The organism is Sphaerochaeta halotolerans (assembly GCF_003429665.1).
In the GTDB taxonomy this organism is placed as follows: domain Bacteria; phylum Spirochaetota; class Spirochaetia; order Sphaerochaetales; family Sphaerochaetaceae; genus Sphaerochaeta; species Sphaerochaeta halotolerans.
Genome location: NZ_QUWK01000002.1, coordinates 152,141 through 175,405 on the forward strand (window position 1 = coordinate 152,141; position 23,265 = coordinate 175,405).

Genomic DNA, 23,265 nt, shown 5'->3' on the forward strand with positions numbered 1-23,265 from the left:
CATGTTCCTCCTAGAGCTGGTTCTTGCTTTGTGGATCAAACGCATCCCTCAGTCCGTCACCAAAGAAGTTCATGGCGAAGAGGAAGATGGTCATGGCGATTGCGGGGAAGACAAGCTTCCACGGATACAGGGTCATGCCGTTGACAGCATCACCTACCAAGGATCCCCATGAAGCGTACGGGGCCTGGACTCCGAGACCCAGGAAGGAGAGGAAGGACTCTTGCATGATGAATGCAGGAACCCTGAGTGTTGAATATACGATGATGACAGAGAGTGAGTTTGGTACCATGTGACGGAAAATGATTCTCCCCGTTGATGCACCCATGCTGCGGGCAGCCTCGACATACTCACTGTTTTTCAAACTCATTACCTGTCCACGTACCATACGAGCAACGGTCAGCCAGCTTACCATGGCTAATGCCACAAAAAGATTCATGATGTTACGTCCGAAGATGGCCATGAAGATAATGACCAAAAGCATGTACGGTAGTCCATACATGATATCGACCAGACGCATCAGGAAGAAGTCAATCTTGCCTCCGGCATACCCTGCTATTGCACCCAGTACAATGCCGATCAACACACTGGTGATTGTTCCCACCAAGCCAATTGCGATGGAGACCTGTCCACCGTAGATGATACGGCTGAGCATGTCACGTCCACTGTAGTCGGTCCCAAGGTAATAGTGTCTCTCATGCTTCAAGTCAGCAGTAATATCAGCAGAAAGCGACTCATTTACCGTTATCTCACGATTAATAGGGAACTGAGCCTTCCCATCCTTGATCTCCTGCTTCAGTCCGCGTTCGATGGATCTGCTGATTGCTGTTTTTAAGTTGATCAACAGGTTGGTCTTACCAATGGATGCGATACCTTTCTCTCCAAGGCTCTGCAGCTCAAGTTCAAGATTTGCCTCATACTCTTCAGCAGTGAGACCAGGAGTGGCAGCCTTTACTGTGTTGAGTACTTGGCTTCTCACTTCATTCTGTATCTGGTTTGCGATAACAGATTCCTCTACTCCTATGTATTCAGCGTAGATTCTCTGGATATCCAAGAAATCCATGCGGGCAATATTCTTGCGTTTACCCGTCTCGGAATCGGTATAGAACATTTTATCAATGTTAATCAGGAACTCTGTATCAATTTTTTCCTGCAAACGGTCGATGGTACGCTGATCAGCGGAACTGAAGGTAAACGTACCTGCCTCTCTCTGTGCCTCACCTTCAGCATAAAGGAAATCCCAGACCTTGTTGGTTTCGTTTTGGGAGATCCAGTTTTCAATCTGCTGACTTTCCGCTTCTGTCACTACCAAGCTTCCAGACCTCCAAGCTTTGAAGTACAAGTCTTTCAACTTGGATTCCATCATCAGATCCCCTGCAGTCTTACTGAAGGAAGGGCGCAGGTGCTGGTGATCGAGGATTATTTGATCATATGGATGGATGGGAAGGAACATTGCTGAAGCAGCAAGCAGTGAATAGATGGCTACAATAACCATTCCCAGTACAGCCATCTTGTTTTTTTTCAGGCGCTTCCAAGCGTCTTTCCCTAGGCTATTGCCTTCTACGACCTGGTCAAACTCATTGAGGGCCGCTTCTTTTGGTTGTTTTCGTTTGAAGAACATGGTCCTCTCCTCTTATTTATACGTAATTCGTGGGTCGAGCTGTGCATAGACGATGTCTACCAGGAAGTTCATCACAATCAAGATGGCCGAGTAGACGATAACTACCCCAACGATGAGGGTGTAGTCACGGTTGAACGAGCTCTGTACGAAGAACTTGCCCAAGCCGGGTACGCGGAAAATCTGTTCTACAACGATGGATCCGGTAATGATTCCGGCGAATGCAGGACCAAGATAACTTACGACGGGAAGCATTGCACCTTTCATTGCATGCTTGAAAATGATGGTGGTGTTTTTCATGCCCTTGGCCTTAGCCGTACGGATATAGTCGCTCCTGAGTGTTTCCAGCATCGATGAACGGGTCAAGCGTGCAATATTTGCGAAATATGCAAAGGAGAGGGATACTGCAGGAAGAATAACGGTCGTCCACCCTTCTCCTGTGGTGTACCAGCCACTGGTAGGTAGCCACTTCAGTTTCATTGCGAAAATGAGCTGCAAGACTGGGGCTATGACAAATAGCGGTACCGAGATGCCAATGACGGCCACCCCCATGCTAAGGTAGTCCAACCAAGTGTTCTGTCGAACCGCCGCTATAATCCCAGCGGAGATGCCGAAAACCAAAGCGAGCAGCATTGCATAGCTTCCCAGCACTACAGACTTCGGGAGGCTGTTTGCGATGTAGTAGTTTACATCATAGTCCTTATACTTGAAGGAGGGGCCGAGATCGCCACGTAAAATATCAAACATATATCGGCCGTACTGTTGGATCAACGGTTCGTCCAAATGATATTTTGCGTTTATGTTTCTCTCAACTACTTCAGGAAGCTTGCGTTCTGTGGCAAATGGGCCACCAGGGGCAATACGGACAATGAAAAAACTCAACGTGATAATAATTAAAAGCGTGGGAATCATCCCCAATAGTCGGTTCACGATATATTTTGTCATTCGTTTCCTCGTCTGTGAGTTTTGCTACATAGGAGAAAGGCAGAAAGGTGTACCTATGTACATACAGCATTCTGATACTATACCAAGATGTTCATTTATGCAAGAATGATGTAAAACCCAAAAAAGTACATCTTACTGGTATTACGTAATCATATTGTATATAATAAGATGTGTATCAATTATAAAGCATGTAAATTTACATAAAATTTCATAGTGTCAACAACCAAGCATGAGTGAGGAGAGGTAGGAAAGAGTACTGGATTTATGATACCCTGCTCTTCTGTATAGATGCCGGGAGAGAAATAAGAATGAAGAAATTTTACATAGAAAATCTTGGATGTTCCAAGAACCAAGTAGATGCAGAACTGTTGATCAAACAGCTCGAAGAGGATGATCTGCAGCTGACAGAGACTGCAAGTGAGGCTGATCTCATCCTGGTCAATACCTGTGGATTCATCGAGTCAGCACGTGAACAGTCGATTGATACTTTCTTTGCTTTGCATGAAGCAAACCCAGATGCGAAAATTATTCTCAGTGGATGCATGGCTCAACGCTACGCAGATGAGTTACAAGAACAGTTGCCGGAGGCTTCGGCCATTTTTGGCAACCGCAATCTTTCGGCGATCAAGGACGTGGTAAGAAAGGTCTTTGCAGGGGACAGGGTTGTCGAGGTTCCTTCCTATCCAGCTCCAGAAAAAGAGGTATATGAACGGAATGAGCTGCTCTCCTTCCCCGGTAGTGCATACTTGAAGATTAGTGAAGGGTGTAATCACTGGTGTGCCTATTGTGCCATTCCCCTGATCAGAGGAAATTTGAGAAGCAGACCAAAGCAGACCATTCTCTCTGATGCAAAGGCATTGATTAAACGAGGAGTGAGGGAGATCAATCTCATTGCCCAGGACCTTGCATCGTACGGAACCGACAGCGCTGATCATACAAGCCGTTTCATGGAATTGCTTGCCGACTTGGTAACACTCGAAGGGGATTTCGTGGTGAGGCTTCTCTATATACATCCCGATGCATTCCCCACTGAATTGCCTGCATTTATCAAGCAGCATAAAAAAGTGTTGCCTTATTTTGATATTCCCTTCCAACATGCGGACACAGCCATCCTGAGGAGTATGGGCAGAAAAGGGGATAAGGAGCAACACTTGGCTATGATCGAACATATCAGGGAAGTGCTTCCTGAAGCAGTATTTCGTACTACGATACTTCTAGGATATCCTGGAGAAGATGAGGAGGCTTTTGCTGAGGTCCTTGATTTCCTCACTCGTGCTCGCCTTGATTGGGTGGGATCCTTCTTGTACAGCCGTGAGGAAGGAACCAGGGCCTATGCGCTCCGAGGAGAGAAGGAGCATGCAAAAGCCTTAAAACGTGCACAAGGATTCCAGAAGCAACTTGAAGCATTGCAAAGTCCCATTACACGTGAGAACCTCAAGCGGTTTATCGGTAAGGAGTATGATGTGTTGATTGAAGAACCGGTGAAGGGGGAAGACCTGGCAATTGGCCGCATGTACGCCCAGGCACCGGAGGTCGATGGACTTACGGTGGTAATGGGTCGTGACTTGAAAGCTGGAGCAATGCTCCGCTGTGGAATTCGCAGGGCCAATGGTCTTGACCTTGAGGCCATCCCCTTGAATGGAGTGACGCATGGCTGAGCTGCAGGAACTAATGGATCAACTCAATGAAGCACAAAGGGAAGCGGTGCTTGAGAACAGCCATCCCTTGCTTGTTCTCGCTGGAGCAGGAAGTGGTAAGACACGCGTGATTACCACCAAAATTGCCTATGCCATTGAGCAACTGGGCATCCCTCCATACAAGATTCTTGCTGTAACCTTTACCAACAAGGCAGCAAACGAGATGAAAGAACGGGTAGGAGAGATGCTGGAAGGTCGCTCTGATGTCAATGATTGCAATATTCGTACCTTCCACTCCTTTGGGGCTTGGTTTTTGCGCAGGTTTGGCTCAGAAATTGGCCTTGATTCCAACTTCACCATCTATGATGATAATGACTCGCTGAGTTTGCTCGCTTCTTGTTTCCCGAATTACAAGAAACGGGAACTTGACCCCATCATGAGAAAAATCAGCTATGCAAAAGACCGGGGACTTACCTATACCGACAACTTGCAGTCTCTCAAGGTCGACTCCACCTTCAAGCGAATGTTTGAAGCATACGAAAGAAAGCTGCATCAAGTAGGAAATGTGGATTTTGCCGATTTGATCGGCCGCAGTATTGAGCTTCTCGAGACCAAAAGTGAAATACAACAGTGGGTTCACCGCCGTTTCAGCATGATCCTTGTGGATGAGTATCAGGATTCAAATGCTGCGCAGTTCAAATTGTTGCATCGTCTGGTAGGCCCTAGTACCTTTATCTGCGTCGTTGGTGATGACGACCAATCCATCTATCGATTTCGTGGGGCGGAGGTACAGAATATTCTCAGCTTCCCGGACCAGTATCCAATGGCCAGGACTGTCAAACTTGAGCAGAACTACCGCTCAACACAGAATATCCTGGAAATTGCCAATAGTGTCATCAAGAACAACAAGGGAAGACACGAAAAACAGCTTTGGACTGCAAATCGAAAGGGAGGAAAGCCCCACCTGTCCTATGTCCAGGACGAGCAGGATGAAGCCCTGCGTATTGCTACAATTGTTAAGAAAGACCGACGTTTCAATGAGAGTGCAATACTGTACCGGACCAATGCGCAGTCCGTAGCCTTTGAGACGATGTTCAAACGTGCAGGCATTCCCTACAAGGTAGTTGGCGCGCTGCAGTTCTATGAACGTGAAGAGGTAAAAGATGCCCTGGCGTTGCTCTTCTTGCTTACCAACACAAAGGACGAAGTCAATTTCAAGCGCATGATCAACAAGCCTGCCCGGGGCATAGGCCCTGGAAGCCAGGATACCATCCTTGCCTATGGACCGGAAGCAAATGGTGACTTGCTTGCAATGTTGCGGCTTGCTACGGAGAAAAATGGGCTTTCCAATAAAGCAAGAGAGGGAGCTAAACACTTTTTACGGATGTACGAGCATGCCCAGAAGATGCTTCAGGAAGGTGAGCTGGTTGACTGTGCCTATTTCCTTATCAGGGAATCAGGGCTTCTCGATTACTACCGGAAGCTTGACCAGCAGAATACCACCGCCAAGGTGGAGAACTTGGAAGCCTTGGTCAATGCACTTTCTTCCTATGAATCCTCCCTTGAAGGGTTGTTGCTCTTTCTTGAGCAACTCTCTCTCGACCCAACCACCCTGGGACAGGAAGACCCCAGGGATAAGGATGGAGTGACCCTTATCACCATGCACAATACCAAAGGTTTGGAGTTTGACAGGGTATTTGTAGCGGGCCTCGAAGATGAACTGTTTCCCGGTCGTTCTGTAGAGAGCGATGAGGACATCGAGGAAGAGCGTCGTATCTTCTATGTAGCGGTGACACGGGCAAGGGAGGAGTTGTATCTTCTCAGCGCCAGTGCACGTAAGATATGGGGGAAAACCAGTTATAACCATCCCAGCCGTTTCCTCGATGAGATCGATCCTTCGCTTCTTACTGTGCAAGGAATTCGCCCCGGCACAGATTCTGGTGGATTTGGCTACCAAGGTCTCTCCAGTCTACAGGAGAAACGAAAGCGACATGATGCTGCATCCCCCTCTCGATCCTCTTCGTCTTCGTGGGGAGCCAGTGGAGCTCCGATCATTCAAAAAGGATTCGGCAGCAAAGCCAAGACTTTTACCATGAAGACGGTACATGAGGCGAAGGAAGGGGAGCCCCTATTCCCGGTAGGGCAACGTGTTTATAGTGACAGCTATGGGGAAGGGGAAGTGATAACCCTTCGGATGAGTGGGGATCGTGAGGTCATTGAAGTCAGGTTTTTCAATGGCAAGAAAACCACATTCATAAGCAAGTTTGCCCAGCTTGAGAAAATCGGGGGTGAGTGAGATGGAGAGTAGGGGGAAAGCCACTAGACAAGATTGGCCGGAAGGTTATACAATGCCTACCGTTGTCCGCGCTCGCGACTTCCATGTATATGATCGTTACGGGGAGCGGTATACTGATTTTTTTCAGAATTATGGCAGAGCCATCCTTGGCCATCGACCAGAGAGGATCCAACAGGCTATTAAGTCTACGGTAAGTCGCGGGTTGATTGCAGAATACCCATCGGTATACACAGGAAGGCTCGAAAAGCTATTGGTGAACCTGTTTCCAAGCTTTCCGGTTGTACGTTATTATACAGACCCCCGGAAGGTCATGCAGGCGGTAAGTGCAGTTTCGGATGATGAAATATTCGACCCTGCGGTTTCTGCTGAGCATGCAAGCCGTACAGTGTCCTATTGGCGACCGTTCCTAGGTTTTGGCGGGGCAGAATCCGTGATGCTCTTCCCTATCCTACCTTTCCCAGGGAGTTTCGTACCTCAGGTCGTTTGCCTCAAGGAAGCATTCTGTACAGCTCAGGTCCCGCCTTCAGATGTGGTTTCTCCGTTGTTGCTTGATTTGCTCGTCAAGACAACTGTGAGTTTGATCCAAGTTTTGAAGTCGGAGGAGACAGTTGCAAAACGTATGGACAATCCACTGAGTGGTGTGTTCAAGACACGAGGACCGTACGGATTAACCGGTCTCAGTGAAGAGCGTTATGCGGCCTTTGCCAGGGAAGCACTCACAAAACAGATGGTGTTTCCCCCAACAGCGGATATTCCATTCATTATCCCGGGTTCCTATACCAAGGGTGAGATGGGTCCACTGATGGAATTGGCCAGCCGATATGCCGATGCTGTAACATAGAAATGGTAGTAGGAAATACGCCATGCACAAAACACACGCAAGGTACAACCTTGCAGAACAGGATGAATAGATGAAGACTATTTTTGTGAAACCGCTGACGATTCAGAAGAAATGGTATCTGATTGATGCAGAGGGAAAGGAGCTTGGCAAGGTAGCAGTTGCCGCTGCACGCATCCTCCGCGGGAAGAACAAGCCCGAATTTGTCCCACACCAGGACATGGGCGACTATGTGATTATCATCAATGCTGAGAAAGCTGCTCTTTCGGGCAACAAGTATCAGGATAAAATGTATTATCGCCACTCCAACTACCCCGGTGGGCTTCGGCAAACCAGCTATGCTGATATGGTCAAGCGCAACCCGGTGTACCCGATGGAGCGCGCCGTTCATGGTATGCTTCCCCGAGGTCCCCTCGGTCGCAAGCTGTACACTAACATGAAGGTCTATGCAGGTAATAAGCACCAGCATCAGGCACAGCAGCCCATCAAGGTCGAAATTTAAGGTAGGAGCGAAAAATGGCAAAGAAAGAAGTAAAGAAAGTGGAAAATCTTGGTCATGGTGTTGGACGCCGTAAGACCGCCGTTGCTCGTGTCTACCTTAGGGAAGGCGAGGGCAAGATTGTAATCAATGGTAGGGATATCGATACCTACTTTGGTAACCCGATGCTCACCTATATCGTGAAGCAGCCGCTCGAGACCACTGAGACTACCGGCAAGTATGACTTGCTCATCAACGTTGGTGGTGGTGGTCCTTCCGGTCAGGCAGGTGCCTGCCGCCACGGTATCGCACGTGCTCTCTGTGCCCATGATGAGGGTTTCAGACCAGCACTGCACGCTGCTGGATTCATGACTCGTGACTCCCGTATGGTTGAACGTAAGAAATATGGTCAGCCTGGTGCACGTCGCAAGTTCCAGTTCTCCAAGCGTTAAATGGCATTTGCTCACATCGAAAAGGAACCCTCTCGTGGCGGCTACATGGCCGTACCTCAGGAGGGTTCTCCTTTTTCTATACCCAGTGAACTCTTTGTCTCAAATCAGCTCTACATAGGTCAGGAATTATCTCATGAAGAGTTCCTGCATCTCAAGGATCTTCAGGAGCAGCATCTTTGCAGGATGCAAGCAATGACATATCTGGCCCGTAGGGAACATACTGCCTTTGAACTGAAGGTCAAATTGCAGAGGAAGTCATTCTCACCACATTGTATCCAGAATGTGCTGGATGTATTGAAAGAGGAAAACCTCCTTAGTGAGATGCGCTACGCCCGGCAATACATTGAGTCTCGCCAGAGGAAGAATCCAGAGGGGAGAGCACTGATGGCCCAGCGTCTTGCAAGTAAGGGTGTAGAACGAGAGGCGGCAGAGAGGGCTCTTGATGAACTCTATAGTGAGGAACAGATCATTGACTATGTGCAGAGAGCCTACGCCTTGGCGGTGAAGAAAATGGGCAAGGACAAAGCAAGAATGGCGCTCTCACGGAAGGGATTTTCTTCCTATGAAGTTCGTCTCGGTCTTGAGAGCCTCATGTGATACCACTATACTTTTCAGTGGTAAATAGGGGGAATTTGATGGGCAAGAAATGTATTCTGGTGCTTACACTACTGTTTTCTCTTTCAGCCTCGGGGCTCTATGCGCTCCAGTTCCCCTATGATGAGAATCTCTCAAAAGTAAGCGATGTCACCCTGGCTATGACAATGGCCACTCCTGGACTCCTCGTCTTCGAGGCTCCAGTCTCAGACTATCTTACATTCGGTGGCAGCTATGGTATAACCATGGCTACAGCGTATTTCGGCGTTCGTACCCCGCTTAAGGCAATTATTGATAGACCACGTCCCTATGTTGGAGAGCCGCTGAGTCCTGTGGATACCTCTGAAGACTATGACTCTTTTCCCTCCGGCCATGCCTTGATGGCCTTTGCTTCTGCTGCCTACACCCAGACCGTTACCAGTCTCTGGTATCCCGAGTCTGAGGTGATGAAGGCTACGAGTATTGCAGCCTGGTCATTAGCAACTGCTACGGCTGTACTGCGTGTGGCAAGTGGAAACCACTATCCAACAGATGTACTTGCAGGGGCAGCAATTGGAGGCGCGTTAGGGTTTCTCGGGCCTTACCTCACAAACAAACTCTTCCCGCAAGATGATTCTGTGCAGATCCTAGCTGGTCCAATGGTAGGTATAGGGGTAACGTTCTAGCACTTAGCATTCTCCTCTATCGTATTTATTTCTACTTTATTTTCAGCCTCCGTGTATTCAACGGAGGTTTTGTCTGTTTCTGTTGTGAAGATTGATAACTTAGTAACTGTAACTATTATATGTCTTTATATGTTACTTATGCTAAGAGTGTTTTTGTGTCACTTAAAGCGTAGAACAATATTGTTATACAAAATTGTTGACAACTGGTGTATCACAGTTTACGATTTATACATCTAGTAAAAGGAGTATGGTATGAATCTAATGAAAAAGTGTTTGATGATTTCCTTGATTTCAATCATGGCTCTCTCCTTCGTTTTTGCACAGGGAGAGAATGAAGAAAGTGGTGCTGCAAGGCCCGCTTTTATCTCAATCGGAACTGCCTCTGCAGCAGGAGCCTATTATCCAATCGGTGTTGCCTTGGCTGATGTCTGGAACAAGACACTGCCGGGTACTCGCTTCAGTTCCCAGGAGACTGGCGGAAGTGTTGCAAACCTTAATATGATCGCCAGTGGAGAATTGGAAATGGGCATGTCCAATGAGAACGTTGCCTATACTGCAGGGCTTGGCCAAGATCCCTTCAAGAATCCAATTGATTTGAAAGGTGGTTGGATCCTGAACAACAGTAATGCAATCATCGTGGCGATGGGAGATTCTGGAATTACCAGTGTTTCACAGTTAAAGGGAAAGAAAGTGTCACTTGGCGCTCCTGGATCCTCAGCCAATGTCTTTGGTGAGCTCATTCTTGCTTCCGAGGGACTGGAGAAGGGTGACTATGAGCAGGTGTTCATGGGCTGGCAGGAATCAGCAGATGCAATGAATGATGGGTTTATTGATGCTGCACTGATGGTTGGTGGTCAACCATTCCCAGCAGTTACCTCTCTGTCGGTCAGATCTGATGTACAGGTACTTACCTTCAATACAAAGCGCTTCAGGGAATTGAGTAGCTATCCTTATGCTACCGATAAGATTCCTGCAGATATGTATGACATGAAACAGGATGGCGATTCAGTAATCATTCGTTCTGTTGTGTACATCAGTCCAGATCTTTCTGATGAGATTGTGTATGACATGGTAAAACAGGTATTTGAGAATATCCCAACGCTTGTCTCTGCACACCCCTCCGCTTCTGGAACCCGTCTGTTCTCTGAAGAGGCTGCAAAGGATATTAGTCTTGAAATCCATCCTGGCGTAATTCGCTATGCAACAGAAGTAGGTGAATGGTAATGACAAGATTTCGTGAAACAATAGCAAAGGTGTCATGGTTGCTGACTTTGGTGTTTATCACCTTTGTTCAGCCACTGTATCTCCTTCCAATAGAGCAACAGCTTCCAATTACCCTGATGCTCGTCATGATTGGCCTCTTCTATCATAGGCCGTTCATAAAAATGAAGGAGGAAATGGGAAAGCAAGGTTCTATCCCAATGCTGATCCTCGACTCATTATTCGTCGTTGCAGCGATTGTGGTAGGTCTCTACATCACGCTCAACTATCATGCCATTATCTATCGCCAGGGAGCATTCACTGCGATGGATGCAGTAATCTCTGTGGTTGCTGTGGTGCTGGTATTTGATGCAGTGAGAAGAGCTGTAGGTTGGCCACTGACCATTGTGTGTCTTGTTGCGCTTGCCTATGCACTTCTTGGAAGGTTGATGCCGGGAGCTCTGTTTCACCGGGGTTATTCAGTAAACAGAATTTCCCTCCAGCTCGCCCTGAGTTATTCCGGAATCTACGGAATACCCCTGCAGATCATGGTCCGTTACGTAATTCTCTTCATCGTCTTCGGAGCCTTGTTGCAGGTGAGCGGGGCAGCTGATTTCTTAGTCAGATTTTCTACATCCTTCGCTGGTAGGTATACCGGAGGACTTGGAAAGGTAGCTGTAGTTGCCAGTGGACTGGTCGGTAGTATCTCTGGAAGTGCTGCTGGCAATGTTGCTACAACTGGAAGTGTCACTATTCCTGCTATGAAAGGTTCCGGGTATGAACCTCATTTTGCCGCTTCGGTTGAGGCAGTCGCCTCTACCGGGGGGCAGATCATGCCACCAATCATGGGAGCGGCAGCATTCCTCATGGCAGACTATCTGGGTATTCCCTATATTCAGGTCGTGAAAGCTGCGGTGATTCCTGCTCTCCTGTATTTCTTCAGCGCAGGTGCGGCGATTGATATCTATGCAAGGTCCAAAGGAATTGTGGGCCTGCCCAAGGACAAGATTCCGCCATTTTGGAATGTGATCAAAACAGGATGGGTATTTCTTGCATTGATTCTGCTGGTCTATGGAATGCTTATTGCAGGAGTTTCCCCAACGCTTGCGGCTTTCGCTGGTACCATGGCAACTGCGTTGTTGATCGTCGTGAGAAGAGTAGGGCTGAAAGCGCTGATTGATGCACTGTATGATGGGGCTCAATCTGCAGCCAAACTGTGTGCAGTGACAGCAGGAGCAGGTATTGTGGTGGGAATCATCCAGTTGACTGGACTGGGAGCCCAGCTCGCCAGCTTCATGGTTGAAGTGTCACAAGGGCATGTGTTTGTCCTGCTCATCCTGGTAATGGTTGCATCCATCATCATGGGAATGGGTATGCCTACGACCGTAGTGTATGTGTTGCTGGCTGCCCTCGTAGCCCCAGCACTGGTTGCACTCGGCATCGATGTGGTTGGAGCACACTTCTTCTTCTTCTATTTTGGTGTACTGGCCGCTATCACACCACCGGTTGCACTTGCTTCCTATGCAGCTGCCTCCATTGCAAAAAGTGATTTTGACAAGACGGGTTGGACAGCGTTCAAGATGGCCCTTCCGGCTTTCATTGTTCCCTTCTTCTTTGTCATGAACCCGGCGCTTTTGATGAATGGCTCGGTGCTGGAAATCATTTATGCTGCCTTTACCTCCGCGATAGGGGTATGGATGATCTCGGTTGCAACCATGAACTATTTCAGAGGAAAACTTCCACTCTGGGCAAGAGCTGTGATCATCCTTGGAGCGATATCGCTCATTGGACATAGCTTGGTAACTGATATTGCCGGGTACTTGGTCCTTGTAGGTTTGATTTTCTTTGGAATGCGGAGAAAGCAAGTACCCCCAAAGCAGTCTGAGCCTTTGAAAGCGTAAAGGAAAAAGGAGAAGGAAAAAGAGTTTTTATTGCAGGACACATGCAAGGAAATTAATTAAAATACAAGGAGAGAGTTTTATGGTCTCACCAGGATATATTCCGTTTCACCCAAATCCAAGCAAACCAGAATTTACGCTACCGAAAGGTTCCGTTGATTCCCATTGCCATGTCTTTGGCCCAGGCGATGTCTTCCCTTATGCTGCAACGAGCAGCTATGTACCGGTAGATGCTCCCAAGGAGTTGCTGTTCCAGAGGCACCAACATCTGGGAATCGATCGCGCTGTCATTGTCCAGGCAAGCTGCCATGGGACAGACAACAGGGCTATGATTGATGCCTTGAAGACTGCCGGAGATACCTACCGAGGGATAGCAATTGTCAATTCCGAGATAACTGAGGATGAGCTCAAACAGATGGATGAGGTCGGAGTGAGAGGGGTCCGTTTCAATTTTGTGAAACGGTTGAAGGCTCGCCAGCCAATCGAAGTACGAATGAATATCCTTGAGAAAATCAAACAGCTGCCTTGGCATCTGGTGGTGTACTTCGAACCAGCAGATCTCCCTGAAATCAAGGATTTCCTTATGCAGGTACCTGTTCCTGTGGTAATTGACCATATGGGATGCATTCCCTCTGACAAGGGAGTGTCGAGCAAAGAGTTCGAGGAGCTTGCAGAGTTGCTACGGGATGACCGGTTTTGGATAAAAGTCAGTTGTCCTGAGCGTTTCAGCAAACAAGGAGCCCCGTATCTTGATATGGATGAGGTTGCCTCAGAGCTGATCAGAATGATTCCCGATAGGGTTCTGTGGGGAACAGATTGGCCACATCCCAACATGAAGAGGGAAGCACCGGATGATGGAATACTTGTAGACAGAATTGCAAGGATTTGTCCTGATGAACAGCAGCAAAAAGCGCTGCTGATCGAAAACCCAACCCGCTTGTACTGGGGTTGATGTATTGAATGATTGAGAGGAATAGTATGGGTAACAATAAAAGCGCTCTAGTCATGAGTGCACATGCAGCAGATTTTGTTTGGAGAGCTGGTGGAGCAATTGCTCTGCACCAGAAGGCAGGCTATGATGTCACTGTTGTCTGTCTCAGTTATGGAGAACGAGGTGAAAGTGCCAAATATTGGAAGAAGGGAGATGTGACAATCGAGCAGGTAAAGCGTGAGAGAAGGAAAGAGTCGGAAGCGGCGGCAAAGGCGCTGAATGTCCACGATATCCAATTCTTTGATCTGGGAGACTATCCCCTTGAAATGGACAGGGAAGCAAAGTATCGACTCGTTGATGTCATTAGAAAAGTACAGCCAGATTTCATAATGAGCCACTCCTTCTATGATCCGTACAACACGGACCATGCGTACGTTACCAAAGCACTTCTTGAGTGCAGGATGATCGCCCAGGCTTGGGGGCATAATCCAGGCGAGAAAATTCTCGGGGCTCCTCAGGTCTATCTGTTCGAACCACACCAGACTGAGCAAATGCAGTGGAAACCAGATGTATTCCTTGATATCACAGAAGTGTGGGATCAGAAGAGAGCCGCGATTGAGTGTATGCAGGGCCAGGAACATCTTTGGAACTACTACACAAATCTGGCACAAAACAGGGCAAACCATTTTAGACGGAATTCCGGAGGGCAGGCTGGTGGAAAAGACGCCAAGTATGCTGAAGGGTTCCAATCGGTATTCCCTCGAACAGTGTCCTCTTTGTAGCATAATAAGGATGTATGAGTAATAATATTAACCAGTACAATAAACGGAGAGCATATGAAAGGTAATGGTCCTTCAGCAGCAGTATATGAAAGTCTTAAGAAAAAGATTGAGGTAGGCTCATTGTCTCCCAGTGAAAATCTCCGGGAAGTGGAACTGGCAAATCAGTACAAGGTAAGTCGAAATACCATCAAGAAGGCACTCTTGATGTTGGAGCGGGATACCCTTGTTACCATTGAGCAGAATAAAGGAGCGAAAGTTCGCTCCTATTCGCTTGACGAGGTACTTGATTTCCTGGAGCTAAGGAGTGTGCTTGAAGGATTTATCATTCGTCTCTCCTGTGCTGTGTTGAGTGAGACTGATATTGAGAATATGAAACGTATTCTGGATACGATGAGAGTACTGAAAGATCGGCAGGAGCTGGTTTCCTATTCTCAACACAACCAGAAGTTCCACCAGGTCATCTATGATGCTTGTCCCAATAAGACAGCAACCAATCTGCTCATGAATCTTAAGAACCAGATGAAAAAGTATAACACCAAAACCATCCTGATTCCCAAGAGATCTGATCAATCGTTTGGTGAACATGAGGCGATTTTTGAAGCAGTGAAAAACGGTGATTGTCAGGGAGCTGAGTCACTCATGATTACTCATATCATGAATGTCAGGAAGGTGTTTCAGGAAAACTATCAGCTCCTGTTATAGGAAAGGAAACAGTAATGCAGAAAGCAATTCCCTATATGCAAATCCGGGGAGGGAGTTCAAAGGGACTCTACTTCAACGCCGCAGCTCTTCCTCAGAATACAGAAGAGAAGGACCGAATCCTCATCGCAGCCATGTGCGGTCGTGGCCCAACAGATATAAGACAGATTGATGGGTTGGGCGGTGCAGACCCGCTTACAAGCAAGGTAGGTATCGTATCCCTCTCAAAACGGGATGATGCAGACCTTGAGTATGAATTTGTACAGGTTGTGCTGGGGGAAGGGAAAACCGACAGAACCCAGAACTGTGGAAACATTCTAGCAGGGATCGTTCCGTTTGCGTTGGAGACAGGCATGCTTCCTTCCCAGGATCCAATCACAGAATACCGGGTTTTTATGATTAACAGCGAATCGCTTTGCAAAGTGAGAGTCTCAACACCGAATGGGAAGATTACCTATGCAGGGGATGCTTCAATTGATGGCGTTCCAGGGACTTCAGCCCCGATCAGTTGCCTGTATGAAGGCATAACCGGAGCAATTTGTGGAGCTTTGCTTCCTACAGGAAACAAGATTGATGTCATTGATGATATTCCTGTTACCTGTCTCGATAACGGAATGCCGGTAGTGCTTATACGAGCAGAAGACCTTGGCAGGAGCGGGTATGAGTCCCCCAATGAACTTTCTGATGACCTAGAGCTTAAAAAACGGTTAGAGAGCATCAGACTGAAAGCAGGTCACATGATGAATCTGGGGGATGTGAGCGAGAAAGTGGTTCCCAAGATGACACTCATAGCCCCCCCACGAGCTGGAGGGATTGTCACTACAAGAAGTTTCATTCCCCATCGGGTACATGCAGCGGTTGGTGTCCTTGCTGCCGTTACCGTAGCAACAGGGTGTCTTGTACCTGGAACCGTTGCAGAAACGGTTGCGGTACTGCCAGAAAATTACAAAGGAGATTCATATCTTCTAGAGCACCCTTCGGGGAACATCGCGGTAAGTCTTGAACTTGAAGCAGGGGCAGATATCCCTGTCGTCAAGAGTGCAGGAGTTATTAGGACTGCCCGTGCACTGAGCCGTGGCGAAATATTACTTCCAGAAGAGGATTATGTATGAAAACAGTAGCAGTAAAAAATATTGAACGCGCAAATAGTGAAACGATAGATGCCCTCGGTAAACTTGGTGTTGCCACAGTGCATGAAGCCCAGGGAAGAATAGGGTATCTGAAACCCTATATCAGGCCAGTCTATCCTCATGCGCAGATTGCAGGTAGTGCAGTCACGGTCTTGTTGCAGCCAGGAGATAACTGGATGATTCATGTGGCAATGGAACTTTGCCAACCAGGTGATGTGCTTATTGCTGCCTGCACTGCTGACTGTGACAGTGGATTCTTTGGGGATCTCCTAGCTGAGTCGGCAATGGCACGGGGTGTGAGAGGTCTTGTCATAGAAGGTGGGGTGCGAGACACTGCATCCTTCCAGGATATGGGATTCCCTGTATGGTCCAAAGCCGTAAGTGCGCAAGGTACGGTGAAGGAGACCCTCGGTGCTGTCAATATTCCTATTGTATGTGCAGGGCAAGTGGTAAACCCGGGCGACGTTGTGGTGGCTGACGATGATGGTGTGGTCATTGTAGATCGTCAGGATGCTGAAAAAGTGCTCAAGAAAGGCTTGGAGCGTGAGAGGAAGGAAGCAGAGAAGCGAGCAATGTTTGCTGAAGGCACACTCGGTCTTGATATCTACAACATGCGTCCCCGTTTGCAGGAGAAGGGCCTGGTATATCTGGATAACCTGGAGGAGTATTTTCAGTTCAAAGGATAGATATACGTTCCCAACCATGTCAGGATAGCATAAAAGTTGGCCTCATCGAGACCGACCTTTTCTGCATCCTTCCTATAAGAAAATGTTACTGTTTCTTTATATGGGAGAGGAACTCCTCAAATCCATTTCCCTTACCCGTTGGTTCATACTCCACAAGGGGGTAGTGTTCCAGGACATAATCAATATCCTTGTCACCACGACCAGAGAGATTGACCAAGATTATCTCATCCTTCTTCATAGTCTTCGCTAGCTTGATGGCGTGAGCTACTGCATGACTCGATTCCAGGGCTGGGATGATACCTTCCATTCTGCTCAGTCCGTAGAAAGCCTCGACAGCCTCATGGTCGGTTGCACTGTCATAATTAACTCTTCCGATGGTCTTCAGGTAGCTGTGCTGGGGACCAACACCTGGATAATCCAAGCCACTTGCGATGGAGTAGACAGGCAGGGCCTCGCCGCTCTCATCTTGCAGTAGGAAGCTCTTGAACCCATGTAGGATCCCTACCGAGCCCTTTGTAATGGTTGCTGCATGATCCGGGGTATCCAAACCCTTGCCTGCTGGTTCAACTCCGTAGAGCGTAACCTCAGAGTCTTCAAGAAATGCACTGAAAATACCCATGGCATTCGAACCTCCACCTACACATGCAACCACAGCTTCAGGGAGACGGCCGGCCAACTCTTGAATCTGTGCCTTTGCCTCGATTCCCACCACGCTCTGGAAATCTCTGACCATCATAGGGAAAGGGTGGGGCCCCACCACAGAGCCTATGCAGTAGATTTGGGTATCGGGATCTTCCAGGTATGCTTCAAATGCTGCATCCACTGCATCCTTGAGTGTTTTTGTTCCTCTGGTAACTTCGATTACCTGGGCCCCAAGGATTTTCATCCTGCTTACATTGGGCGCTTCTTTCTTAATATCGACTTCTCCCATGTAGATATCACACTCAAGTCCGAGTAAGGCTGCTGCAGTTGCAAGGGCAACACCATGTTGTCCCGCACCTGTTTCTGCAATGACTTTCTTCTTACCCATCTTCTTTGCAAGCAGGACTTCCCCAATGCAGTGGTTGATCTTGTGTGCACCTGTATGGTTCAAGTCTTCGCGTTTCAGATAGATCTGCGCTCCTCCTACCGCTTCGCTGAGGCGTTTTGCATGATAGACAGGACTTGGCCTTCCCACATAGTGCCTTTGAAGGGAGCTTAGTTCTTCAAGAAATACTGGATCTTGTACAATATTCTCATATTCCTTGGTTACCTCATCCATGACTGTTTGTAGCTGGGGAGGTATATAGGAACCTCCGAACTCGCCGAAACGACCATTTGAGTCGGGAAGGTTGGTGGTATTGATTTCTTTGGTAAGTATGTTCTGCATAGGGTATCTCCTTGTGTTGGGTGTGATGTTACTATAAAGAGAAACAAACTGTCAATACAAAGCATGTAAGTTTCTATAAAAAGAGTCATGCATACACAAAACAACCCACAGAGTCATGCCCTGTGGGTCTGTATGTGATAGTGTTTCGACCTAGATGCCAAGAGCCTTCTTCACAGCTGTTGCGTCACGTACGCCAATTGCCTTGTCCACAACTTTGCCGTCCTTGTAGAAGAGCAAGGTGGGAATGGACTGTACGCCAAAGGTCATGGCAAGTTCGCCTTCCTCATCAACATTAACTTTTACAACCTTCATTTTCCCATCCAACTCTTTATCGAGCTGGTCAAGGATGGGGCCCTGCATGCGGCAAGGACCGCACCATGGTGCCCAGAAATCAACTACAACGGGAACGTTGCTTTTTAAAACTTCAGCTTCATATGTGCTCTTTGTTGCGTGTTTTACCATGTTTAACTCCTATTCTGTACGTTTACTATGTTTTGTACTTCTTGTGTTGTATAGGTAGCATACTATAATTATTTGCTATCGGCAACTACCCGGGGGGAACTTTTTATGTATCCACCACCGATTTACACTGTGACACTATCTATGCATTGGAGGCTGGAAAATCACATGGTTCTCCCATCGAGAATGATGGACACACTGATGTGAGATGGATGGAGATGGCAGGAAGCATTACCACAATCTTTGCCCTGTATGTTCTCCTAGAACATGGTATCTTTCCCTCTAGGAGCGACGGATTGTACTCCCCAAGAGATAGTCTGTGGACTGAAACCATTCTGCTACGATGTGATTACGGAGATGGAACGTCATACCATCCTGGTTGATGTTTCGCATCTCAATGATGAGGGTTTCTATGATATGGCGAAGGTTGCTGGAAGACCTTTCATCGGGAGTCTTTCCAACTGTAGGTAGGGCCATTACCAACCATAGCAGGAACCCCAGAGATGCAATGATTCGAAAGATGGCGGATGTATGAGGGGTGGTTGGCCTGAATTTCCGCCCTTCTTTTCTTTCGGAGGATTGGCAGCACAGTAGCTTGGAGGCTATGGTGAGGCATGCATGTCATCTCAAACTAGTTGGTGGAGCTCAGGTCATTGCCGTGGGAACTGACTTTGGGAAGCACTTGCCAAGTACGGTTTCTCAACGAAGGACCTTGAAGGGGTATGGTCAGAGAATGCGCTCAGGGTTTTTTCCTGAGAACCTTGAGTAGAGCCTTGTCCTCATCACTGACCAAGCGTGATTCAATGCACTTCTGGATCGTTTTCCTTCTCACTGTCTCAGCAAGCCTGCCTGGTTGCATGTAGGGAAGGGTCTTCTCCTTGTCCTTGCAGTATGCGGTTGCAAATGCCCAAGCAAGTGCCATCATGACATAGTAATGCCCACTCTCAACATGAGAGAGTCTCTTTAAGACCTCTTCAATGGTGGTCGACTCAAGGTAGTAAAGCATCAGGGTGACAATCCCCAGGCGCTTGTCATAGGGAGCTTTATGGTTCAGTAATGTGCTGAAGTAGGGGTAGTAGAATTCCCTGTTCTTACGTATCCATTTCATCTCAGAGGCGAGGCAGTCATTGGTGGCCCAACTATGATTATAGGGCAACATATTTGGCAGATAGGAAAGTCTTTCTTCTTCTGTAAGCGTGATCTGGCCGAAAAGCTTGTAAAGAATGATCGTCTCTTCATAGGAAAGGGAGTCATAACTGAGTAGTTTTTTAAGAGCGAGGGTACCATGAGTAGAAGCAATTTGCTTTGCCAGGTTCTGCAATGCTTTGGCCCTAACCCCATACACCTGGCCTTCTGAGACCTGTAGTTTCTGTTGAAATGAACGATAAGAAGGCTCAGCAAGTTCGCTGAGCCTCTCTATCAATTCTATACGGTTCATAGTCCCATCTGCTTGGTGAATCGCATCAAGTTATCGATGGTCTTATCCATATCCTCAGGAGCACGGCCCTTGGCCTTCTTGAACTCGACAGCGACTCGGTTGATGGAGAAGATGCCGGTAACACCTTCATCATATGCACCGTCCACATCGTCCCCAATATCACCTACAATAGCGAGTACCGGAACCTTTGCTTTCTTGGCACGCCTCGATACCCCGATAACAACCTTGCCTCTGAGTGACTGTCCATCGATCTTTCCTTCTCCGGTCAGAACTAGGTCTGCGTCCTTAAGCAGGGAGTCGAAGTTGACGGTCTCCAGAACAGTCTCAATTCCCATCTGCAGGGTAGAAGAGAAGAAGGCAGCCATGCCACCACCCATTCCGCCCGCTGCTCCACTGCCCGGGATGGCTTGTACGTCTATATCCAAATCTTTCTGGATTACTCCAGCAAGGCTTTTTAGGTTTGCATCCAGGACCTTTACCATTTCAGGGTCTGCACCTTTCTGGGGTCCAAAGATATAAGCTGCACCATTCGTTCCGTAGAACGGGTTGTCAATGTCACACATCGTGGTGATGGTTACTTGCTTGAGAGCTGGATCGAGCTCTGATGTGTCAATGGATGCGACCCGACCCATGGTTCCACCGGTAGGAACAAATGCATTATCATCCTTGTCCTTGAATACTACCCCGCAAGCAGCTGCAACGCCGCATCCACCATCATTGGTGGCACTGCCACCGAGACCGACGATGATGTGCTTGCATCCGTTTTTTGCTGCATCAAGCATCAGCTGTCCAACGCCATAGGTTGTGGTCTTGTCGGGACGTAGTTCATCACCCACCAGTGGGAGCCCAGCGCAAGATGCCATCTCGATAACAGCAGTATCGTCCTTGATGATGCCATAGAAGCTTTCCATGAGTTCACCAAAGGGACCTTGCACAGTCAGGTTTCGTTTCTCCCCACCGAGTGCCTGAAGGAATGCGTCAACACTTCCTTCTCCTCCATCTGCAACCGGAATGCTGGTGACTTTCGTATCAGGATAGTGGCGCTTGATAGCTCTGTTCATGATGGAACAAATTTGTTCAGAACTCATCGTTCCCTTGAAGGAATCGGGGATCAACAGGATGTTTTTCATCTAAGGCTCCTCTCTCATATCGGGTGTGATTTGTCCCGGTTTTTTTGCATCTTATGGAATCTGTGGAAAAAAATCCACCCACATGTCAGACAGGTTGTTATTTTTCTATCAACGTTTCCAAAAATGCTTTGGGAACAGGGTAAAAACGGTGAATAATTCTAAACGGTTTACCAACATCAGGAAGGAACACACCCCCTTAAGCGCTGAAGAGAGAAAGACAAAATTCCCGGTAGGACCGACCTGTCCAAATCCAATTCCGATGTTGCCAAGACAGAGGAATGAGGTTGCAATGGACGGCATTGAATCTTCAAGTATGGTGGTACTCCCAACCCTGACCTGGAAAATTCCCTTTGGGTGTATTCTTTGTTTACTATGGGCTTTCCCCATCTTGAAGAGTGTGGCAACTCTGACCACCTTTACGCCGTCACCTGCAGATCCTGCCAATCCTCCGATGAAGAAAAGCAAGAAGAACAGAAGCGGGGGAAAAGCAGGCCAGGGGACATAGTCAGTTGTAGCAAACCCTGTGGTAGTGAGTATGGGTGCGGTTAGAAATGCACGATAGCGGAAAGATTCGCCGAACGATCCATACGTATTGGAAACGGTAAGATTCCATGCAGCAAGGATTGAAACCACCGTCCAGATGCCAAGATAGAAACGAAGCTCTCCATCAATCAGCACTGATTTTAATTTCCCGCTGATGGCTTTGTAGTAGAGGGTGAAGTTGGTCCCTGCAATAAGCATGAATATGGTTGCCACGAAGTCGACATAGAGGCTGGAGAAGGTAACAGTTACCGTGTCATAGGGGGAGAGTCCTCCTAAGCGGAGCAGGATGGTTTCAAGAACGGAAAATCCGATATACATAGTCCAGTGAATGAGGTCTAGTTTCCAGTTTATCATGGTAATCCTACCCAAAGAGTTTTTGGATGAACTTAGTAGCTTGTCTGAGTACAGCAACAACAACAGTATCCCCTTCCTTGAGGGTGGAATACCCATTGGGAATGATGCTCTTCCCTGCACCGTTGGTAATTCCTGTTACTATTGCCTTTTTTCCTTATATTGATGTCTGTCACAAACAGCGCTGTTTGGATGGGCGACAAATTCATAGACTTCAAGCTGTCCGTTAAACAGAGCATGTACACTTGGGACATTGGTGCCCCTAAAATACAGGAGCAAGGACTCCACCGTGGTATCGGTTGTAGAGATGACCACATCGATACCGATGTGTTTTGCATAACTTGCGGTGATGATATTCAGCCCGTCATTGTCGGTAAAGGAAATGATCATAGGTTCCCAGTTGTTCTTCTGCCATGATGCTAAGAGTATCTTTCCCTTGAATGATTGTCTCTAATGGGGGAGCCTACATAGGTGCTGTGCTCCTCTGTATAAAAGTTATAGAGCAGTAGCTTGGAATTGCTGAATGCCAAAACAGTTCCATTTACCCCTTGTTTGATGATTTTAAAGATCGATCGTGCTGTTTCTGCATTGGGGTTTACAATATAACCAATACCCAGCAACCATTCCCCCACTCCCTGGCACCGTTATAGATCAGTGAGCGTATTGCAGCAACTGTTTTGGTGTTAGGGAATGAAGAGGAGACCGAACCACACGGGACAAGATTAATCTCGTCACTGTTGGCTACCGCTTGTTCTACTTCTGCTTCGACTTTAATGTGATGAAATCACATACTCAATAACTACAACTAACAAAAGGTATTAAATTATTTTTATAGCATTAATTACAATGCTGGTTGACAAGATTTTCCTTTTTCCGTATAGTACAGAAGAAATTCGACGCAGGGTGGAGCAGTTGGCAGCTCGTCGGGCTCATAACCCGAAGGTCGTAGGTCCGAGTCCTACCCCTGCTAAACAGTTGGTTTGATGAATGGACTGTCGGATGTACAAAGGTACACGGCAGGACGGTGATTCCTGATTCTACCAGGCTACTAGGCAACTTGTTAAGACGGCAATGGTCGTATGACGGGTTGCCTTTCTTGTGTCTTGAGCCTGGACTGTGGCCAGATTGC

At 47.6% G+C, this 23,265-nt stretch carries 25 protein-coding genes and 1 tRNA gene; 17 read left to right on the plus strand and 9 right to left on the minus strand.

Annotated features, from left to right (window positions below):
* Positions 1 to 10 precede the first annotated feature (10 nt).
* Together DYP60_RS14790 and oppB are read right to left on the minus strand one after the other, a co-directional pair.
* A complete protein-coding gene (locus DYP60_RS14790) occupies positions 11 to 1,618 on the minus strand; it encodes an ABC transporter permease (RefSeq protein WP_117329245.1) in 1,608 nt (535 codons plus the stop codon).
* Positions 1,619 to 1,630: 12 nt separating this feature from the next.
* Positions 1,631 to 2,560: an oligopeptide ABC transporter permease OppB gene (gene oppB, locus DYP60_RS02250; protein ID WP_117329246.1), complete on the minus strand. Its 930-nt coding sequence runs from the start codon at positions 2,558 to 2,560 to the stop codon at positions 1,631 to 1,633.
* A 308-nt stretch (positions 2,561 to 2,868) separates the two neighbouring features.
* On the opposite strand from oppB, the gene rimO reads away from it, so the two are divergent.
* The 14 genes from rimO (at position 2,869) to DYP60_RS02320 (ending at position 16,846) form a co-directional block, all read left to right on the plus strand.
* On the plus strand, positions 2,869 to 4,218 hold the full coding sequence (gene rimO, locus DYP60_RS02255; RefSeq protein WP_117329247.1) for a 30S ribosomal protein S12 methylthiotransferase RimO: 1,350 nt from the start codon (positions 2,869 to 2,871) through the stop codon (positions 4,216 to 4,218).
* A complete protein-coding gene (locus DYP60_RS02260) occupies positions 4,211 to 6,493 on the plus strand; it encodes an ATP-dependent helicase (protein WP_117329248.1) in 2,283 nt (760 codons plus the stop codon). Before rimO ends, DYP60_RS02260 begins: the two co-directional genes overlap by 8 nt.
* 52 nt (positions 6,494 to 6,545) lie before the next feature.
* On the plus strand, positions 6,546 to 7,334 hold the full coding sequence (locus DYP60_RS02265; RefSeq protein WP_237446198.1) for a glutamate-1-semialdehyde aminotransferase: 789 nt from the start codon (positions 6,546 to 6,548) through the stop codon (positions 7,332 to 7,334).
* Between the two features lie 70 nt (positions 7,335 to 7,404).
* Positions 7,405 to 7,833, plus strand: coding sequence for a 50S ribosomal protein L13 (gene rplM / locus DYP60_RS02270; RefSeq protein WP_117329250.1), 429 nt, complete (start codon positions 7,405 to 7,407; stop codon positions 7,831 to 7,833).
* 14 nt (positions 7,834 to 7,847) lie between these two features.
* Positions 7,848 to 8,261, plus strand: coding sequence for a 30S ribosomal protein S9 (gene rpsI, locus DYP60_RS02275; protein ID WP_117329251.1), 414 nt, complete (start codon positions 7,848 to 7,850; stop codon positions 8,259 to 8,261).
* Positions 8,262 to 8,306: 45 nt separating this feature from the next.
* Positions 8,307 to 8,858: a regulatory protein RecX gene (locus DYP60_RS02280; protein ID WP_160525237.1), complete on the plus strand. Its 552-nt coding sequence runs from the start codon at positions 8,307 to 8,309 to the stop codon at positions 8,856 to 8,858.
* Between the two features lie 38 nt (positions 8,859 to 8,896).
* The gene (locus tag DYP60_RS02285; RefSeq protein ID WP_117329253.1) at positions 8,897 to 9,520 is read left to right on the plus strand and encodes a phosphatase PAP2 family protein; all 624 of its coding nucleotides are present in this window, start codon (positions 8,897 to 8,899) and stop codon (positions 9,518 to 9,520) included.
* A 252-nt stretch (positions 9,521 to 9,772) separates the two neighbouring features.
* Positions 9,773 to 10,744 (plus strand): TAXI family TRAP transporter solute-binding subunit, encoded by a 972-nt coding sequence (locus tag DYP60_RS02290; RefSeq protein ID WP_117329254.1) that lies wholly within the window; start codon positions 9,773 to 9,775, stop codon positions 10,742 to 10,744.
* Positions 10,744 to 12,621 (plus strand): TRAP transporter permease, encoded by a 1,878-nt coding sequence (locus tag DYP60_RS02295; RefSeq protein ID WP_165849471.1) that lies wholly within the window; start codon positions 10,744 to 10,746, stop codon positions 12,619 to 12,621. Before DYP60_RS02290 ends, DYP60_RS02295 begins: the two co-directional genes overlap by 1 nt.
* Positions 12,622 to 12,700: 79 nt before the next feature.
* Positions 12,701 to 13,570: an amidohydrolase family protein gene (locus tag DYP60_RS02300; RefSeq protein WP_117329256.1), complete on the plus strand. Its 870-nt coding sequence runs from the start codon at positions 12,701 to 12,703 to the stop codon at positions 13,568 to 13,570.
* A gap of 26 nt (positions 13,571 to 13,596) precedes the next feature.
* Positions 13,597 to 14,331: a PIG-L deacetylase family protein gene (locus tag DYP60_RS02305; protein WP_117329257.1), complete on the plus strand. Its 735-nt coding sequence runs from the start codon at positions 13,597 to 13,599 to the stop codon at positions 14,329 to 14,331.
* A gap of 54 nt (positions 14,332 to 14,385) precedes the next feature.
* On the plus strand, positions 14,386 to 15,033 hold the full coding sequence (locus tag DYP60_RS02310) for a GntR family transcriptional regulator (RefSeq protein ID WP_117329258.1): 648 nt from the start codon (positions 14,386 to 14,388) through the stop codon (positions 15,031 to 15,033).
* A 14-nt stretch (positions 15,034 to 15,047) separates the two neighbouring features.
* The gene (locus tag DYP60_RS02315; RefSeq protein ID WP_117329259.1) at positions 15,048 to 16,142 is read left to right on the plus strand and encodes a 4-oxalomesaconate tautomerase; all 1,095 of its coding nucleotides are present in this window, start codon (positions 15,048 to 15,050) and stop codon (positions 16,140 to 16,142) included.
* Complete coding sequence (locus DYP60_RS02320; protein WP_117329260.1) at positions 16,139 to 16,846, plus strand: 4-carboxy-4-hydroxy-2-oxoadipate aldolase/oxaloacetate decarboxylase; 708 nt, start codon at positions 16,139 to 16,141, stop codon at positions 16,844 to 16,846. The genes DYP60_RS02315 and DYP60_RS02320 overlap by 4 nt, the downstream gene beginning before the upstream one ends.
* 85 nt (positions 16,847 to 16,931) lie before the next feature.
* Here the strand turns inward: DYP60_RS02320 and trpB are convergent, their stop codons facing one another.
* Positions 16,932 to 18,215: a tryptophan synthase subunit beta gene (gene trpB, locus DYP60_RS02325; RefSeq protein WP_117329261.1), complete on the minus strand. Its 1,284-nt coding sequence runs from the start codon at positions 18,213 to 18,215 to the stop codon at positions 16,932 to 16,934.
* Between the two features lie 150 nt (positions 18,216 to 18,365).
* Positions 18,366 to 18,677, minus strand: coding sequence for a thioredoxin (trxA, locus tag DYP60_RS02330; RefSeq protein WP_117329262.1), 312 nt, complete (start codon positions 18,675 to 18,677; stop codon positions 18,366 to 18,368).
* A gap of 264 nt (positions 18,678 to 18,941) precedes the next feature.
* On the opposite strand from trxA, the gene DYP60_RS14710 reads away from it, so the two are divergent.
* Complete coding sequence (locus DYP60_RS14710) at positions 18,942 to 19,145, plus strand: membrane dipeptidase (RefSeq protein ID WP_117329263.1); 204 nt, start codon at positions 18,942 to 18,944, stop codon at positions 19,143 to 19,145.
* Positions 19,146 to 19,212: 67 nt separating this feature from the next.
* Positions 19,213 to 19,443 carry a membrane dipeptidase gene (locus tag DYP60_RS14715; RefSeq protein WP_117329264.1) on the plus strand — a complete coding sequence of 77 codons (231 nt, stop codon included), beginning with the start codon at positions 19,213 to 19,215 and terminating at the stop codon, positions 19,441 to 19,443.
* Here DYP60_RS14715 and DYP60_RS02345 read toward each other — a convergent pair.
* The 5 genes from DYP60_RS02345 to DYP60_RS02365 all read right to left on the minus strand — a co-directional run bounded on the left by DYP60_RS02345 (position 19,414) and on the right by DYP60_RS02365 (position 22,526).
* A complete protein-coding gene (locus tag DYP60_RS02345) occupies positions 19,414 to 20,112 on the minus strand; it encodes a DNA alkylation repair protein (protein WP_117329265.1) in 699 nt (232 codons plus the stop codon). The genes DYP60_RS14715 and DYP60_RS02345 overlap by 30 nt on opposite strands.
* Positions 20,109 to 21,242 (minus strand): glycerate kinase family protein, encoded by a 1,134-nt coding sequence (locus DYP60_RS02350; protein WP_117329266.1) that lies wholly within the window; start codon positions 21,240 to 21,242, stop codon positions 20,109 to 20,111. Before DYP60_RS02350 ends, DYP60_RS02345 begins: the two co-directional genes overlap by 4 nt.
* 108 nt (positions 21,243 to 21,350) lie before the next feature.
* A complete protein-coding gene (locus DYP60_RS02355) occupies positions 21,351 to 22,139 on the minus strand; it encodes a potassium transporter TrkG (protein WP_240622812.1) in 789 nt (262 codons plus the stop codon).
* 7 nt (positions 22,140 to 22,146) lie between these two features.
* Positions 22,147 to 22,281: a hypothetical protein gene (locus DYP60_RS14720; protein ID WP_117329404.1), complete on the minus strand. Its 135-nt coding sequence runs from the start codon at positions 22,279 to 22,281 to the stop codon at positions 22,147 to 22,149.
* The gene (locus DYP60_RS02365; RefSeq protein ID WP_117329268.1) at positions 22,278 to 22,526 is read right to left on the minus strand and encodes a hypothetical protein; all 249 of its coding nucleotides are present in this window, start codon (positions 22,524 to 22,526) and stop codon (positions 22,278 to 22,280) included. The genes DYP60_RS14720 and DYP60_RS02365 overlap by 4 nt, the downstream gene beginning before the upstream one ends.
* A 507-nt stretch (positions 22,527 to 23,033) precedes the next feature.
* On the opposite strand from DYP60_RS02365, the gene DYP60_RS02375 reads away from it, so the two are divergent.
* Positions 23,034 to 23,106 (plus strand) — tRNA-Met (locus DYP60_RS02375).
* Positions 23,107 to 23,265: the final 159 nt, after the last annotated feature.

Bases quoted from the DNA above. Each gene is read 5' to 3' on its own strand.
- DYP60_RS02350 (WP_117329266.1), bottom strand. From the start codon at position 21,242: ATGAAAAACATCCTGTTGATCCCCGATTCCTTCAAGGGAACGATGAGT.
- rpsI (WP_117329251.1), top strand. From the start codon at position 7,848: ATGGCAAAGAAAGAAGTAAAGAAAGTGGAAAATCTTGGTCATGGTGTT.
- DYP60_RS14790 (WP_117329245.1), bottom strand. From the start codon at position 1,618: ATGTTCTTCAAACGAAAACAACCAAAAGAAGCGGCCCTCAATGAGTTT.
- DYP60_RS02295 (WP_165849471.1), top strand. From the start codon at position 10,744: ATGACAAGATTTCGTGAAACAATAGCAAAGGTGTCATGGTTGCTGACT.
- trxA (WP_117329262.1), bottom strand. From the start codon at position 18,677: ATGGTAAAACACGCAACAAAGAGCACATATGAAGCTGAAGTTTTAAAA.
- DYP60_RS02305 (WP_117329257.1), top strand. From the start codon at position 13,597: ATGGGTAACAATAAAAGCGCTCTAGTCATGAGTGCACATGCAGCAGAT.
- DYP60_RS02315 (WP_117329259.1), top strand. From the start codon at position 15,048: ATGCAGAAAGCAATTCCCTATATGCAAATCCGGGGAGGGAGTTCAAAG.
- DYP60_RS02320 (WP_117329260.1), top strand. From the start codon at position 16,139: ATGAAAACAGTAGCAGTAAAAAATATTGAACGCGCAAATAGTGAAACG.
- DYP60_RS14710 (WP_117329263.1), top strand. From the start codon at position 18,942: ATGGTATCTTTCCCTCTAGGAGCGACGGATTGTACTCCCCAAGAGATA.
- DYP60_RS02290 (WP_117329254.1), top strand. From the start codon at position 9,773: ATGAATCTAATGAAAAAGTGTTTGATGATTTCCTTGATTTCAATCATG.
- DYP60_RS02260 (WP_117329248.1), top strand. From the start codon at position 4,211: ATGGCTGAGCTGCAGGAACTAATGGATCAACTCAATGAAGCACAAAGG.
- DYP60_RS02300 (WP_117329256.1), top strand. From the start codon at position 12,701: ATGGTCTCACCAGGATATATTCCGTTTCACCCAAATCCAAGCAAACCA.
- rplM (WP_117329250.1), top strand. From the start codon at position 7,405: ATGAAGACTATTTTTGTGAAACCGCTGACGATTCAGAAGAAATGGTAT.
- rimO (WP_117329247.1), top strand. From the start codon at position 2,869: ATGAAGAAATTTTACATAGAAAATCTTGGATGTTCCAAGAACCAAGTA.
- DYP60_RS02280 (WP_160525237.1), top strand. From the start codon at position 8,307: ATGGCCGTACCTCAGGAGGGTTCTCCTTTTTCTATACCCAGTGAACTC.
- oppB (WP_117329246.1), bottom strand. From the start codon at position 2,560: ATGACAAAATATATCGTGAACCGACTATTGGGGATGATTCCCACGCTT.
- DYP60_RS02365 (WP_117329268.1), bottom strand. From the start codon at position 22,526: ATGATCATTTCCTTTACCGACAATGACGGGCTGAATATCATCACCGCA.
- DYP60_RS02265 (WP_237446198.1), top strand. From the start codon at position 6,546: ATGCCTACCGTTGTCCGCGCTCGCGACTTCCATGTATATGATCGTTAC.
- DYP60_RS02355 (WP_240622812.1), bottom strand. From the start codon at position 22,139: ATGATAAACTGGAAACTAGACCTCATTCACTGGACTATGTATATCGGA.
- DYP60_RS02310 (WP_117329258.1), top strand. From the start codon at position 14,386: ATGAAAGGTAATGGTCCTTCAGCAGCAGTATATGAAAGTCTTAAGAAA.
- DYP60_RS02285 (WP_117329253.1), top strand. From the start codon at position 8,897: ATGGGCAAGAAATGTATTCTGGTGCTTACACTACTGTTTTCTCTTTCA.
- DYP60_RS02345 (WP_117329265.1), bottom strand. From the start codon at position 20,112: ATGAACCGTATAGAATTGATAGAGAGGCTCAGCGAACTTGCTGAGCCT.
- trpB (WP_117329261.1), bottom strand. From the start codon at position 18,215: ATGCAGAACATACTTACCAAAGAAATCAATACCACCAACCTTCCCGAC.